The sequence below is a fragment of the Pseudomonas sp. UV AK001 genome (genome assembly GCF_046097675.1).
GTDB classification, from domain to species: domain Bacteria; phylum Pseudomonadota; class Gammaproteobacteria; order Pseudomonadales; family Pseudomonadaceae; genus Aquipseudomonas; species Aquipseudomonas kribbensis.
Window position 1 is genome coordinate 637,527 of sequence record NZ_JBJUVZ010000002.1, and the last position, 13,340, is coordinate 650,866.

At 58.4% G+C, this 13,340-nt stretch carries 15 protein-coding genes; 6 read left to right on the top strand and 9 right to left on the bottom strand.

Features of this window, described 5'->3' with window-relative positions; translation table 11 throughout:
* The first annotated feature begins 10 nt into the window (after positions 1-10).
* Positions 11-709 carry a biotin/lipoate A/B protein ligase family protein gene (locus ACKLNA_RS10945; RefSeq protein WP_408985858.1) on the top strand — a complete coding sequence of 233 codons (699 nt, stop codon included), beginning with the start codon at positions 11-13 and terminating at the stop codon, positions 707-709.
* A 10-nt stretch (positions 710-719) separates the two neighbouring features.
* Here ACKLNA_RS10945 and crp read toward each other — a convergent pair whose 3' ends face one another.
* Entirely contained in the window at positions 720-1,364 is a 645-nt protein-coding gene (crp, locus tag ACKLNA_RS10950; protein ID WP_085709238.1) for a cAMP-activated global transcriptional regulator CRP, read from the bottom strand.
* Between the two features lie 238 nt (positions 1,365-1,602).
* On the opposite strand from crp, the gene ACKLNA_RS10955 reads away from it, so the two are divergent.
* Together ACKLNA_RS10955 and speD are read left to right on the top strand one after the other, a co-directional pair.
* Complete coding sequence (locus ACKLNA_RS10955) at positions 1,603-2,025, top strand: OsmC family protein (RefSeq protein ID WP_016772921.1); 423 nt, start codon at positions 1,603-1,605, stop codon at positions 2,023-2,025.
* A gap of 237 nt (positions 2,026-2,262) precedes the next feature.
* Complete coding sequence (speD, locus tag ACKLNA_RS10960; RefSeq protein WP_007956315.1) at positions 2,263-3,057, top strand: adenosylmethionine decarboxylase; 795 nt, start codon at positions 2,263-2,265, stop codon at positions 3,055-3,057.
* A gap of 60 nt (positions 3,058-3,117) precedes the next feature.
* Here speD and coq7 read toward each other — a convergent pair whose 3' ends face one another.
* The 6 genes from coq7 to hemJ form a co-directional block, all read right to left on the bottom strand.
* Positions 3,118-3,765: a 2-polyprenyl-3-methyl-6-methoxy-1,4-benzoquinone monooxygenase gene (gene coq7 / locus ACKLNA_RS10965; protein ID WP_007956317.1), complete on the bottom strand. Its 648-nt coding sequence runs from the start codon at positions 3,763-3,765 to the stop codon at positions 3,118-3,120.
* 105 nt (positions 3,766-3,870) lie between these two features.
* Positions 3,871-4,209: a histidine triad nucleotide-binding protein gene (locus tag ACKLNA_RS10970; RefSeq protein ID WP_003228789.1), complete on the bottom strand. Its 339-nt coding sequence runs from the start codon at positions 4,207-4,209 to the stop codon at positions 3,871-3,873.
* An 80-nt stretch (positions 4,210-4,289) separates the two neighbouring features.
* A complete protein-coding gene (locus ACKLNA_RS10975; RefSeq protein ID WP_408985859.1) occupies positions 4,290-5,078 on the bottom strand; it encodes an SDR family NAD(P)-dependent oxidoreductase in 789 nt (262 codons plus the stop codon).
* A 61-nt stretch (positions 5,079-5,139) separates the two neighbouring features.
* Positions 5,140-6,090, bottom strand: coding sequence for a DUF805 domain-containing protein (locus tag ACKLNA_RS10980; protein ID WP_408985860.1), 951 nt, complete (start codon positions 6,088-6,090; stop codon positions 5,140-5,142).
* Positions 6,091-6,183: 93 nt separating this feature from the next.
* Positions 6,184-7,152 (bottom strand): NAD(P)H-dependent flavin oxidoreductase, encoded by a 969-nt coding sequence (locus tag ACKLNA_RS10985; protein ID WP_408985861.1) that lies wholly within the window; start codon positions 7,150-7,152, stop codon positions 6,184-6,186.
* A 33-nt stretch (positions 7,153-7,185) separates the two neighbouring features.
* Positions 7,186-7,614: a protoporphyrinogen oxidase HemJ gene (hemJ, locus tag ACKLNA_RS10990; RefSeq protein WP_408985862.1), complete on the bottom strand. Its 429-nt coding sequence runs from the start codon at positions 7,612-7,614 to the stop codon at positions 7,186-7,188.
* 135 nt (positions 7,615-7,749) lie between these two features.
* Here hemJ and argC point away from each other — a divergent pair, with 135 nt between their 5' ends.
* Entirely contained in the window at positions 7,750-8,784 is a 1,035-nt protein-coding gene (argC, locus tag ACKLNA_RS10995; RefSeq protein WP_085609104.1) for an N-acetyl-gamma-glutamyl-phosphate reductase, read from the top strand.
* Positions 8,785-8,950: 166 nt separating this feature from the next.
* Positions 8,951-9,301, top strand: coding sequence for an iron-sulfur cluster insertion protein ErpA (erpA, locus tag ACKLNA_RS11000; RefSeq protein WP_003228776.1), 351 nt, complete (start codon positions 8,951-8,953; stop codon positions 9,299-9,301).
* 74 nt (positions 9,302-9,375) lie between these two features.
* On the opposite strand, the gene ACKLNA_RS11005 is transcribed toward erpA, so the two are convergent.
* Together ACKLNA_RS11005 and ACKLNA_RS11010 are read right to left on the bottom strand one after the other, a co-directional pair.
* On the bottom strand, positions 9,376-10,467 hold the full coding sequence (locus ACKLNA_RS11005) for an anhydro-N-acetylmuramic acid kinase (RefSeq protein WP_408985863.1): 1,092 nt from the start codon (positions 10,465-10,467) through the stop codon (positions 9,376-9,378).
* A 3-nt stretch (positions 10,468-10,470) separates the two neighbouring features.
* Complete coding sequence (locus tag ACKLNA_RS11010; RefSeq protein WP_085709244.1) at positions 10,471-11,895, bottom strand: peptidoglycan DD-metalloendopeptidase family protein; 1,425 nt, start codon at positions 11,893-11,895, stop codon at positions 10,471-10,473.
* A 210-nt stretch (positions 11,896-12,105) separates the two neighbouring features.
* Here ACKLNA_RS11010 and tyrS point away from each other — a divergent pair, with 210 nt between their 5' ends.
* The gene (gene tyrS / locus ACKLNA_RS11015; RefSeq protein WP_179693517.1) at positions 12,106-13,305 is read left to right on the top strand and encodes a tyrosine--tRNA ligase; all 1,200 of its coding nucleotides are present in this window, start codon (positions 12,106-12,108) and stop codon (positions 13,303-13,305) included.
* The last annotated feature ends 35 nt before the right edge of the window (positions 13,306-13,340 follow it).

Consider the following 13,340-nt stretch of genomic DNA (forward strand, 5'->3'; position numbering starts at 1 on the left):
TGGAAACCTTATGATCCCCACTTCCCTGACCATTGAAGCCGGCCTGCAAGCCGAGCAGGATCTGCTGGCCTCGGTCTGCGCCGGTAATGCCGAATTCGGTTTGCTGTTCTGGCAGCCCAGTGATCGTGCTTTGGTCATGCCGCGTCGTTTGAACCGCCTCCCCGGATTCGATCACGCCTGCGAAGTCTCTGCCGCTGCCGGTTGGCCGGTGTTGTTGCGTGAAACTGGCGGTGAACCTGTTCCGCAATCGGCTTCGACAATCAACATTGCCTTGGTCTACGCACCGCCTCGCAGCGAAGGCGATCTGAACCGCATCGAAACCGGTTACCGGCGCCTGTGTGATCCGATCTGTCAGTTGCTGGATGAGTTGGGTGGCACGTCTTCGCTGGGTGAAATCGACGGTGCGTTCTGTGACGGTCGTTTCAACGTCAACCTCGACGGTCGCAAGATGGTCGGCACCGCTCAGCGCTGGCGCCAGAGTCAGGGTGGTCAGCGCCCGGTGGGATTGGTGCACGGTGCGATGCTGCTGGATGACGAGCGCGAATCGATGGTGGCGGCGGTCAACCGCTTCAATGAGGCGTGCGGCCTGGAGCAACGGGTACGCGCTGCAAGCCACATCGCGTTGCATGAGAAATTCCCGGCGCCCCATGCCTTGGCGCGACTCGATGAACTCTTTCGTTTGATGCTGGCGCAGATCTACGCCGGCTGAGTTTTCGAACTCAGCGAGTGCCGAAGACCACCATGGTCTTGCCTTTCACATCCACCAGGTTGCGTTCCTCAAGATCCTTGAGCACGCGACCGACCATCTCCCGCGAACAACCGACAATCCGCCCGATTTCCTGACGGGTCACCTTGATCTGCATGCCGTCCGGGTGGGTCATCGCGTCGGGTTGCTTGCATAGCTCCAGCAAGCAGCGAGCAACACGACCCGTGACATCGAAGAACGCCAAGTCGCCGACCTTGCGCGTGGTGTTGCGCAAGCGTTGTGCGATTTGTCCGCTGAGCACGTAAAGAATGTCTGGATCCTGTTGCGACAATTCACGGAATTTGGCGTAGCTGATCTCCGCGACTTCGCACTCGACCTTGGCCCGCACCCAGGCACTGCGCTCCTGTTCCTGGCCGGCCTGTTCGAACAGGCCCAGCTCACCGAAGAAGTCGCCGGCATTCAGGTACGCGATGATCATCTCGCGGCCGTCGTCGTCCTCGATCAGGATCGTGACCGAGCCGCGGATGATGAAGTACAGCGTGTCCGAGCGATCCCCGGCGCAGATGATGTTGCTCTTGGCCGCGTGGCGCCGGCGCTGGCAATGCATCAGCAGCTTGTCGAGGTTCTTGATTTTGGGTGTGGGGGTAATACCAACCATGGTTGTATCCCGAAAAGACTGCACGGTTATATTTGGTTTTTATATGAGGCGCTGAGGCGATCGCTACAAATACCGGCTTGGGGCGCCAGTGAATTGGCGCCAGCTTACCAGACACTTCGTCGAAAATTCGAGAAATTACCTACGCAGTAAAGGCATCGGTCCTAGGATCACCGCTCACAGTCAAACCGGGGCCCTGTGCTAAGCTGGCGACCCTTTTTTCTACAGTGGAGTCTTGGCGATGAAGGCACGCATCCAATGGGCTGGCGAAGCCATGTTCCTCGGCGAATCCGGCAGCGGTCATGTCGTGGTCATGGACGGTCCGCCGGACGCCGGTGGTCGCAATCTGGGTGTTCGCCCGATGGAGATGCTCCTGCTGGGCGTTGGCGGTTGCAGCAATTTCGACGTGGTCAGCATTCTGAAGAAATCCCGTCAGGCCGTTGAAAGCTGCGAGGCTTTCCTGGACGCCGAACGTGCGACCGAAGATCCAAAGGTGTTCACCAAGATCCACATGCACTTCGTGGTCAAGGGCCGTGGTCTGAAAGAAGCCCAGGTCAAACGCGCCATCGAGCTGTCGGCGGAGAAGTACTGCTCGGCCTCGATCATGCTCGGCGCCGCCGGCGTGGCAATCACCCACGACTACGAAATCGTCGAACTCGGCTGAGCCGACATTCAACTATCATAAAAGCAGTGCAGACTCTGGCGATCCCCCGCTGACGTCTGCATAATGCGCCACTTTTTTCAGGGCAGTGATCGGTCAGCCGACGGGTCATCCGCCTGAACAGATAACCAAAATCGCCATCGCGAAGAGGTGTTAACCGTCCTACGCAGGTGCGTCGTTCGCACTTGACGGGCATGCTTGATCACGCGGCCGGGCCGCATACATAGAGAGTTTTTAACGGTGAAAAGCAAACTCAAGCTCCACGGGTTCAATAACCTGACAAAGACCTTGAGCTTCAACATCTATGACATCTGCTACGCGGAAACCCCGCAAGACCAGCAGGCTTACGTCGAGTACATCAATCAAGAGTACAACGCCGAACGCCTGACGCAGATCCTCACGGAAGTTGTCGAAATCATTGGTGCCAACATTCTGAACATTGCCAGTCAGAACTATGAGCCTCAGGGTGCCAGCGTCACGATTCTGATCTCGGAAGAACCGGTCACCCCGACCGAAAGCCAGATCGAAGAGTCCCCGGGTCCGCTGCCGGAAATCATCCTGGCCCACCTCGACAAGAGTCACATCACGGTGCATACGTATCCGGAAATCCATCCGGACGCCGGTATTGCGACGTTCCGTGTGGACATCGATGTGTCGACCTGTGGAGTCATTTCACCGCTCAAAGCGCTCAATTTCCTCATTCACCAGTTCGATTCGGACATCGTGACCGTGGATTACCGTGTGCGCGGCTTCACCCGTGACGTTGAAGGCAACAAGCACTTCATCGACCACGAGATCAACTCGATCCAGAACTACCTCTCCGAAGACACCCGCGACGCGTACCAGATGACCGACGTGAACGTGTACCAGGAAAACCTGTTCCACACCAAAATGCTGCTGAAGAACTTCGAACTGGATAACTACCTGTTCGGCGATGCCACCAGCAACCTGTCGTCCGAGCAACGTGCTCAGGTGACCGAGCGTGTGAAACACGAAATGCTGGAAATCTTCTACGCGCGCAATATGCCGAGCTAAGAAATCCGTGCAAAAAAAAGGCGACTGCTTTGCGGCAGTCGCCTTTTTTATGGGCGTTTTTCAGATTCGGTAGGTGCTCTTGGTCATCACTTTGGCCAACAGGCTCATGCCGAACTTCACCGGTGCCGGGAAGCGGAAACCGCCAGCTTCCAGTGCGCTTTCCGCGTGATGTTCTTCATCGATACGCATCTGCTCAAGAATTGCCCGGGATTTTTCATCCTCGGCCGGCAGTTGCTCCAGATGCTCGTTCAAGTGCTTGCACACCTGATGCTCGGTCGCCGCGACAAAACCGAGGCTGACCTTGTCGCTGATCAGCCCGGCGACTGCGCCGATCCCGAACGACATTCCATAGAACAGCGGATTGAGCACGCTGGTGTGGCTGCCCAGCTGGTGAATGCGTTGTTCGCACCAGACCAGATGATCGATCTCTTCTTCAGCCGCATGCTCCATGGCTTCGCGAACCTGCGGCAGCTTGGCGGTCAGAGCCTGGCCTTGATACAGCGCCTGGGCACAGACTTCGCCTGTATGGTTGATACGCATCAGGCCGGCGACGTGGCGGGTGTCTTCGTCGCTCATCTGCACGTCGGGCTGCACGATGGCCGGCGACGGACGGTACGGCTGGCCGCTGAAGGGCAGCAGGGTTCGCATTGCGGCATCGGCTTGCAGCAGAAGACGGTCAATTGGCGAGTAGTGACGTTGGGTAGTCATGCTGACCTCCGGGAAGAATCTCGGCGGCCAGTTTAACCGAATCGGCCGGGGAAGGTTTGCGCTGGGTCATGTGGGAGCAGGGCGCCCCCACAGATTTCAAGTCGATCAGCCCGGCGGCCAGTTCATCTGGCGTTGACCGAGTACGTGCATATGAATGTGGTAGACCGTCTGCCCACCCTTTTCATTGCAGTTCATCACCACCCGGAAGCCTTCTTCGCAACCCAGTTCCAGCGCCAGACGCTGGGCGGTGAACAGAATATGCCCGGCCAGTGCCTTGTCGTCTTCGGTCAGGTCGTTGAGGGTGCGCACCGGTTTCTTCGGGATCACCAGAAAATGCACCGGTGCCTGCGGGGCGATGTCGTGGAACGCCAGAACCTGGTCGTCCTCGTAGATGATCTTCGCCGGGATCTCCCGGTTGATGATCTTGGTGAACAGAGTATCCACAGCTGTTTTCTCCGTTGTGTGAGCTGAGCCGAGTGTACCTACGAGGGATCACCACGCCCAGCCAGTTGCCTGCCGGCCCTTCAGCGCGGGCAGTAAGCCTTGTTGACCATGCCGACAATGGTGCGGTTGAGCCAGCGCGACCCCAGTCGCGGCAGAAAGGCGAACCAGCGGTTCCGGCGCCCGGGAATGATGATTGCGCGGTTTTTCTCCAGGGCGCGCACGGTATACAGCGCGACCTCTTCGGGGCTCATCAGCAGTTTGCTGGCGTTGAGTTTGTCGTTGTTCAGTTGCGCCGTGCGAAAGAACGCCGTGCGCGTCGGGCCAGGGCAGAGCACCGAGACTTTCACGGCGCACTTTTTCAATTCCACTCGCAGCGCTTCGGAAAAATGCAGAACGTAGGCCTTGCTGGCGTAGTAAGTGCTCATCCACGGGCCGGGATTGAACGCGGCGACCGACGCCACGTTGAGAATCTGCCCGCCACCCTGCAGGGCCATGCTGTTGCCGATTGCGTGGCAGAGGCGGGTGAGGGCGAGGATGTTCACCTCGATCAGGTCTTGCTCGGTCATCCAGTCCTGGGCCAGGAACGGGCCGCACGTACCGATGCCGGCGCAGTTCACCAGCAGGTCGATCTGCCGGTCACCTTCTTCAAGCTCCAGCAGAAACCCGGACAGGCGCAGCGGCTCGCTCAGGTCGCAGGCGCGGAACAGCACCTCCACGCCAAAACGCTGGGTCAGTTCAATCGCAATGCTTTCCAGCTGATCACGCTGTCGGGCCACCAGAATCAGGCTGCGGCCACGGCGGGCCAGGGCTTCGGCCATGGCCAGGCCGATGCCGCTGGAAGCGCCAGTGATCAGAGCGTAACGGGTCATGCAGTTCTCCATCGCAACAGCTCCGCGCCGTGGACGCAGGTGTCACGGCGGGGAGCGCTGTTCATTCTTTCGCAGAGTCTACAGGGGCGGGTGCAGGTTCGGCTGCATCGTCCACCGGATTCGGTACGGGCTCGACTTCGACATCGACTTCATCAGCGGTCACCGAACCACTCTCATAACTGCTTTCGAGGCTGGTTTCGTACTCCTGCTGGATGGCGGAAATACCGCCCAGCATTCCACCGACGAAGAACAGGCCGATGAAGACGATCCACAGGGAGCACAGCACTTTGACGGCGGTACTGTTCGGTGGCGGTGGCGGGCCATAGCGATTGGCGCCGGTACTGCCCGGCATGACCATGATCACAAGCGGGAAGAAGCTGCCCACGAAAGGTACGAGTGTCAGCAGCCAGAGCCAGCCAGACCAGCCGATATCGTGCAGACGCTGAATGCTGAACAGGATGCCGACGATCGCGAAGGCCAGGAACAGGAAGAAGGCGAAGATACCGCCGATGATCAGGCCGCTGGTCGAGTCGGTACTCACCAGCCCCAGACCGATCAGCGCAAAAACGCCGACGATCGGCAGGGTTACCAGGCTCAACACCATCGACCATGCCAGGTAACGCAGGCGTCCGATCCGGCCTTCGACACTGAAGGGTTTGAGCGTGGCGAATTCTGCCAGTTGTTCACCGACACTGGCTCGGGGTGGGGCGTAGGGGGAGTCAGGCTCAGCCATGGGGGCGGAGTGTTCCTGCACATCGGACAGATTCAGTTCGATGGCCGTTTCCTGTTCGATCCGGGCGTCGATCCCGGTCTTGCCCAGCGCTTGCAGATAAGCCTGGGCATCGCTGTGCGACAGGTCGCGTTTGAGGGCGACGGCGCGGCCATTGAACAGGCGTTCGATGGCGGCCACATCGCTCTTGAACAGATCGGCCAGGTTCAGTTTGGCTGTGGTGATATCGACACCGGGCTGCAGGGCACCGTCGAAAACGATCTTGTAGCGGGTTTCGCTCATGGCCGAGGCATCCTTGTCGCGAAGAAATTGAATTGAAACGTGTTGCAGTCGCCAAGTGTAAGGCCAGTCGGGCAACGACTGGCCGGAATTTTCTCAGCGCGGCCAGCGTTTCGGAAGCTGTGCTGCATGCTCCAGGGCCTGGCGATACTCTGCATCGAGGCGCGCCACCAGTTGGTCCACGCTTGGCAGATCTTCGATCTGGCCAACCCCTTGGCCGGCCGACCACACGGTTTTCCAGGCTTTGGCTTCATCATTGATCGGCTTGAGTTTGTCGCCGAAGTTCACTTCACCCTTGCCTTGCAGTGCCGCCATATCGAAACCGGCAGCCTCCAGGCTTTGGCGCATGAAGCTGGCCGGGACTCCAGACACGGCAGGAGTATGAATGATGTCCGCTGCCTTGGCTGTCAGCAGCATCTCCTTGTAGGCGTCGGGCGCATGACTTTCAGTCGTACCGATGAATCGCGTACCGAAGTAGGCCAAATCCGCGCCGAGCAGTTGTGCGGCGAGAATCTCATGGCCGTGGTTCAAACATCCTGCAAGCAGCAGCGTCTTGTTGAAGAACTGGCGAATCTCGGCGATCAGTGAGAACGGGCTCCAGGTACCGGCATGTCCACCGGCGCCGGCCGCCACGGCGATCAAGCCATCGACGCCGGCTTCGGCGGCTTTTTCCGCATGGCGGCGAGTCGTCACGTCGTGAAAAACCAGGCCGCCGTAGCTGTGCACTGCATCGACCAATTCCTTCACCGCACCGAGGCTGGTGATGACGATAGGCACCTTGTGCTCGACGCAGATGTTCAGATCCGCCTCCAGACGCGGATTGCTCTTGTGAACAATCAGGTTCACGGCATAAGGCGCCGGGTTATCCAGTGTCGCCAGTCCCGCTTCAATCTGTTCCAGCCAGGCCTTGAACCCGCTGCTTTCGCGTTGGTTGAGCGCCGGAAAGCTGCCGACCACGCCATTGCGACAGCACGCGAGCACCAGTTCTGGATTGGAAATCAGGAACATCGGCGCAGCCACGACGGGCAGACGCAGACGTTGTTCGAGCAGAGCGGGCAGCGACATCGGAAGTACCCCGGAAAGTTGAACCAGTTGAAGTTAGAACGGCTTGACCACGACCAGAATTACGATAGCCAGCAATATCAGAACCGGGACTTCATTGAACCAGCGATAAAAGACATGGCTGCGGGTGTTCTCGCCACGGGCAAAACGTTTTACCTGCGCGCCGCACATGTGGTGATAACCGATCAGCAGCACCACCAGGGTCAGTTTGGCGTGAATCCAGCCACCGCTGCTGAAAATGCCCGGGTTCAGGTAAATCAGCCAGCCGCCGAAGATCAGCGCGGCGATCATCGCCGGGCCCATGATGCCGCGATACAGCTTGCGCTCCATGACGATGAAGCGTTCCTTGCTGATCGTATCTTCACTTTGTGCGTGGTAGACGAACAGTCGCGGCAGGTAGAACAGTCCGGCAAACCAGCACACGATGCTGACGATATGCAGCGCTTTGATCCATAGATAGAGCATTTTTGGTTTTTCCCTCATTCACGGTAGGCCGGATAGTAGAGGCTTGAGCGTCCGCACGTCACCTTGACGGTTGTCGCAGGGGCGCGCGGCCCCTATTATCGACGGCTTTCCAGTGGGTTCGTTGAGGGCAGGTTTATGGTCAAGGTCGGTATCGTCGGCGGCACGGGTTACACCGGTGTCGAACTGCTGCGTCTGTTGGCACAGCATCCGCAGGCAGAAGTGGTTGTGATCACTTCCCGATCCGAGGCCGGTCTGGCCGTGGCTGACATGTACCCGAACCTGCGCGGTCACTACGACGGCCTGGCCTTCAGCGTGCCGGACATCAAAACCCTGGGTGCTTGCGACGTGGTGTTCTTCGCGACTCCGCACGGCGTTGCCCATGCACTGGCCGGTGAATTGCTGGCAGCGGGCACCAAGGTTATTGACCTGTCGGCCGACTTCCGCCTGCAGGACGCCGATGAATGGGCCAAGTGGTACGGCCAGCCGCACGGCGCGCCGGAGCTGCTGGACGAAGCGGTTTACGGCTTGCCGGAAGTCAACCGTGAGCAAATCAGGAAAGCGCGCCTGATCGCGGTGCCGGGTTGCTATCCGACTGCAACGCAGCTGGGTTTCCTGCCATTGCTAGAGGCGGGCATTGCCGACGCTTCCCACCTGATCGCCGACTGCAAGTCCGGTGTCAGCGGTGCCGGTCGTGGTGCTGCCGTAGGTTCGCTGTACTCCGAGACGTCGGAAAGCATGAAGGCTTATGCGGTGAAAGGTCACCGTCATCTGCCGGAAATTCGTCAGGGTCTGCGCCGTGCAGCGGGCAAGGATGTCGGCCTGACTTTCGTGCCACACCTGACGCCGATGATTCGTGGCATTCATTCCACGCTCTATGCAACCGTGGTGGATCGCTCGGTGGATTTGCAGGCGCTGTTCGAAAAGCGTTATGCCAATGAACCGTTCGTCGACGTGATGCCGGCCGGCAGCCATCCGGAAACCCGCAGCGTGCGCGGCGCGAACGTTTGCCGTATCGCGGTCCATCGCCCACAGGATGGTGATCTGGTGGTAGTGCTGTCGGTGATCGATAACCTGGTCAAGGGCGCGTCGGGCCAGGCGGTGCAGAACATGAACATTCTGTTCGGTCTGGATGAGCGCTTTGGTCTGTCCCACGCGGGCATGCTGCCGTAAGACTGATCCTGCTTGGTGAAAAGGCCCGTCTGACGGGCCTTTTTGCATTCCGGGTCGCTGATGGCTTTATTGATATACCGTAACAATAGTTGACCGATTTTCTAGGACAAGCGGATAATGCGCGTCATCACGCATTATGGCGGCGTAACGCCGGGAGATAGTCAGCATGAGCGTCGAATCCTTCACCCCCACGGCTTTGCAATTCACTCAGGGTGCTGCGCACAAGGTGAAGAGCCTGGTCGATGAAGAGGGGAATGATCGCTTGAAGCTGCGCGTATTCGTTACGGGCGGCGGTTGTTCAGGGTTTCAGTACGGCTTCACCTTCGATGAAGATGTGGCCGAGGACGACACCATCGTCGAGCGCGAAGGTGTGAGCCTGGTGGTTGATCCGATGAGCTTCCAGTATCTGGCAGGTGCCGAAGTGGACTACCAGGAAGGTCTGGAAGGTTCGCGCTTCGTGATCAAGAATCCGAATGCCACCACGACGTGTGGTTGCGGTTCTTCGTTCTCGATCTGATCTCGCTTCACCGTACACAACAAAACGCCGCAGAACCTCACGGTTCTGCGGCGTTTTGTTATCTGCGCTTTGTCTTAATTGGGATAGATGGCGCCGAGTACGCGCAGGCCCTTAGCGCCGGTGACGCTGGGGCGATTGGCGGTGATACCTTCAAGGCAGCAATGCGCCAGCCAGGCAAAGGCCATGGCTTCGACCCAGTCTGGATCGACACCGTGAGTCGCGGTGCTGGCGACTTTCGTGTTGGGCAGCAGGTCGGCCAGGCGTTTCATCAGTGTAGCGTTGTGGGCCCCACCGCCGCAGACCAGGAGTTCTTCGGTATTCGATTGAGCGCTTTGCAGCGATTCGACGATGGTCAGCGCTGTCAGTTCGAGCAGCGTTGCCTGTACGTTTTCGGGAGCGAAATCCGGCAGGTGTGACAGTTGCTGTTCCAGCCAGGGCAGGTTGAACACTTCCCGGCCGGTGCTCTTCGGGCCTTTGGTCGAGAAGAAGGAATCGCTCAACAATGCCTTGAGAAGGGTTGGTTCAACTTTTCCGCTGGCTGCCCATTGACCGTTGCGATCATAGTTTTCGCCACGCTGTCGATGAATCCACGCATCCATCAGAACATTCCCGGGACCGCAGTCGAAACCGGCTACAGGATTGTTCGGCTCAATCAGACTGAGATTGCTGAAACCGCCGACATTCAGGACTGCGCGGTTGCCGGTACGCTCTTCGAACAACGCTTCATGGAAGGCCGGAACCAGAGGGGCGCCCTGGCCGCCGGCGGCCACATCGCGGCTGCGGAAGTCACTGACTACCGTAATGCCGGTCAGCTCGGTCAGCAGGGCAGGGTTGCCGATCTGTACGGTGAAACCGCGTGCCGGTTCGTGGCGAATGGTCTGGCCGTGGCTGCCGATTGCGCGAATGGCTTCGGGTTTGAGCTGTTGCTGTTCGAGCAGGACGTGGATGCCTTCGGCGGCAAGTTTCACCCAGTTCTGCTGGGCGATGGCCGAGCGGGCAATCTCGTCGGGGCCGCTGGCGCACAAGCCAAGCAGCTCGGCGCGCAGGGATTCAGGCATGGGAATGTAGTGCGTGGCGATCAGGTTGATCGCCGAGGTCTGCTCGATCAGGGCGATGTCCAGGCCATCGAGGCTGGTTCCGGACATCACGCCGATATAAAGAGCCATTGCTTAACGCTTGCTCGAGGCCAGCATGGTGGCCTTCTCTTGGTCCATGCGCGCCATCAACGGCTGGCTCTGCGCCAGGAAGCGCGCGCGCTCGGATTTGGCGATCGGATCGGCCATTGGCAGCTTCTGGCCCAACGGGTCGACGTGAACGCCGTTGACCTGGAACTCATAGTGCAGGTGCGGGCCGGTAGACAGGCCGGTAGTGCCGATGTAGCCGATGACCTGGCCCTGCTTGACGGTACCGCCGGTTTTCACGCCTTTGGCGAAGCCTTGCATGTGACCGTACAGCGTGCGGTAGGTGTTGCCGTGCTGAATGATCACGGTGTTGCCGTAACCACCACGGCGACCGGCCAACAGTACTTTGCCATCGCCGGCAGCCTTGATAGGCGTACCGCGTGGGGCGGCGTAGTCGACGCCTTTGTGGGCGCGGATCTTGTTGAGGATCGGGTGTTTGCGGCCCATGGAGAACTTGGAACTGATGCGGGCGAAGTCCACCGGAGTACGGATGAACGCCTTGCGCATGCTGTTGCCGTCGGCAGTGTAGTAGCTGCTGTTACCTTGCTTGTTGGTGTAACGCACGGCGGTGTAGGTCTTGCCGCGGTTGGTGAAGCGGGCGGAGAGAATCGGGCCGTTTCCGACGGCTTTACCATTGACCACTTTCTGTTCGTAGATCACGTCGAACTCGTCACCCTGACGGATATCCTGGGCGAAGTCGACGTCGTAGCCGAATACGCTGGCCATATCCATGGTCAGGCTGTGGGACAGGCCGGCGCGTGCGGCGGACTGGGACAGGGAGCTATTGATCACGCCGTGGACATAGGCGGTACGAACGGTCGGCTTAGCGGTAACGCGGTTGAAGACATAACCCTTGTCGTTCTTGGTCAGGGTGATGGTTTCAACGTCGCTGACCTTGCTGTGCAGATTGGTCAGTTGGCCTTGTGGATTGAGTTCGAATTCGAGTTTCTGGCCGTGTTTGAGCTGGCTGAACTGCTTGGCTTGTTTGTCGCTGGCCAGAACTTCGTGCACGGCAGCGGCGGGGAGGCCAACCTTTTCGAACAGTGTCGAAAGGGTGTCACCCTTGGAGACGATCACTTCCCTGTGGCCTGGAGCCTTCTTTTCAGGCGCGACCGGTGCAGGTGCTGGTGCGGCCTGGGCGGTTTCGGGTGTGTCTTCTGCGCTGTTTTCGATCTGGGCGAAGGGTGAGGCTACTGGTTCATTTGTGGCTTGAACCGCATCAGCAGCGTCTTGATCTTGTGTCAGTTGTTCAGCAGGACTTTCCAGCTCAAGGCTCAGGGTCGTCTTTTTGGCTTCAACATCACTGGAAGGAAATACCAGGAGCGCCAGGCTGAGAAGGGCGGCGATCCCACTTGCGGCAAGCAGGTGGGTCTTCGGGTAAAGCGGTGGCGCTTTAGACGGTTCAGTGGTCATAAGTAGTTTTGACTTTGAAAAGATGAATTGGAAAAGATGAATGACATGATGAAGATGAAATAACTGTATAAAATATAACCAAATCATCTCTGAGGCAAGTCCGCAGGTATCTCGCCCGTGGATTGGTATCCGTGCGCCGGGCAAAACTTGTAATTGGTGCGCGATCTTGTATGGTTGGTTCCCTTTGAATCTGAGCCTTGCGGGTCTGTTATGAAGTCGGTTGAAGAGCAGCTAGCGCTGATTAAACGTGGTGCGGAAGAACTGTTGGTCGAGTCCGAGCTGATCGAAAAGCTCAAGCGTGGCCAGCCGCTGCGAATCAAGGCCGGCTTCGATCCAACGGCGCCGGATCTGCACCTTGGTCACACTGTGCTTATTAATAAGCTGCGTCAGTTCCAGGAACTGGGGCATCAGGTGATCTTCCTGATTGGTGACTTCACCGGAATGATCGGTGATCCGAGCGGCAAGAGCGCCACGCGTCCTCCGTTGACCCGTGAGCAGGTTCTGGAAAACGCCGAGACCTACAAGACTCAGGTGTTCAAGATTCTTGATCCGGCGAAAACCGAAGTCGCGTTCAACTCCACCTGGATGGATCAGATGGGGCCTGCGGACTTTATTCGTCTGACTTCGCAATACACCGTTGCTCGTATGCTCGAGCGTGACGACTTCGACAAGCGCTACACCACCAATCAGCCAATCGCCATTCATGAGTTCCTCTATCCGCTGGTTCAGGGGTATGACTCGGTTGCATTGCGTGCGGATGTTGAGCTGGGTGGTACCGATCAGAAGTTCAACCTGCTGATGGGTCGCGAGCTGCAGCGTGGTTATGGTCAGGAGGCTCAGTGCATTCTGACGATGCCGCTGCTCGAAGGGCTGGATGGCGTTAAAAAGATGTCCAAGTCATTGGGCAACTACGTCGGTATCCAGGAAGCGCCGGGTGTCATGTACAGCAAGTTGGTTTCTATCCCGGATGTATTGATGTGGCGCTATTTCGAGCTGCTCAGCTTCCGTTCGATGGATGAGATCAATGCTTTCCGTGCCGATGTAGAGGCGGGTGCCAACCCTCGCGACATCAAGATCAAGCTGGCTGAAGAAATTGTTGCGCGCTTCCATGGGGAAGAGGCTGCTGCCAATGCTCACCGTGGTGCGGGTAACCGTATGAAGGACGGCGAGCTGCCAGATGATTTGCCAGAGGTCGAGCTGACTGCTGCCGAGGATATGCCGATTGCTGCTGTCCTTAATAAGGCTGGCCTGGTGAAGAACTCGGCGGCTGCTCGTGATCTGCTGGCTTCCGGTGGTGTGCGTATAGATGGTGAAGTTGTCGATCGCTCCTTTATATACGTGCTCGGCGCGACTCACGTTTGTCAGGCAGGCAAGAAGGCTTTTGCACGGATTACGCTGAAATCTGAGTAAAGTTGAAATAAGGGGTTGACGGCGAATTCTAGATG

What these genes read in the sequence shown, in the direction of transcription:
- ACKLNA_RS10945 (WP_408985858.1), top strand. Translation starts at nt 11, where the DNA reads ATGATCCCCACTTCCCTGACCATTGAAGCCGGCCTGCAAGCCGAGCAG.
- crp (WP_085709238.1), bottom strand. Translation starts at nt 1,364, where the DNA reads ATGGTTGGTATTACCCCCACACCCAAAATCAAGAACCTCGACAAGCTG.
- ACKLNA_RS10955 (WP_016772921.1), top strand. Translation starts at nt 1,603, where the DNA reads ATGAAGGCACGCATCCAATGGGCTGGCGAAGCCATGTTCCTCGGCGAA.
- coq7 (WP_007956317.1), bottom strand. Translation starts at nt 3,765, where the DNA reads ATGACTACCCAACGTCACTACTCGCCAATTGACCGTCTTCTGCTGCAA.
- ACKLNA_RS10975 (WP_408985859.1), bottom strand. Translation starts at nt 5,078, where the DNA reads ATGACCCGTTACGCTCTGATCACTGGCGCTTCCAGCGGCATCGGCCTG.
- ACKLNA_RS10980 (WP_408985860.1), bottom strand. Translation starts at nt 6,090, where the DNA reads ATGAGCGAAACCCGCTACAAGATCGTTTTCGACGGTGCCCTGCAGCCC.
- ACKLNA_RS10985 (WP_408985861.1), bottom strand. Translation starts at nt 7,152, where the DNA reads ATGTCGCTGCCCGCTCTGCTCGAACAACGTCTGCGTCTGCCCGTCGTG.
- hemJ (WP_408985862.1), bottom strand. Translation starts at nt 7,614, where the DNA reads ATGCTCTATCTATGGATCAAAGCGCTGCATATCGTCAGCATCGTGTGC.
- argC (WP_085609104.1), top strand. Translation starts at nt 7,750, where the DNA reads ATGGTCAAGGTCGGTATCGTCGGCGGCACGGGTTACACCGGTGTCGAA.
- erpA (WP_003228776.1), top strand. Translation starts at nt 8,951, where the DNA reads ATGAGCGTCGAATCCTTCACCCCCACGGCTTTGCAATTCACTCAGGGT.
- ACKLNA_RS11005 (WP_408985863.1), bottom strand. Translation starts at nt 10,467, where the DNA reads ATGGCTCTTTATATCGGCGTGATGTCCGGAACCAGCCTCGATGGCCTG.
- ACKLNA_RS11010 (WP_085709244.1), bottom strand. Translation starts at nt 11,895, where the DNA reads ATGACCACTGAACCGTCTAAAGCGCCACCGCTTTACCCGAAGACCCAC.
- tyrS (WP_179693517.1), top strand. Translation starts at nt 12,106, where the DNA reads ATGAAGTCGGTTGAAGAGCAGCTAGCGCTGATTAAACGTGGTGCGGAA.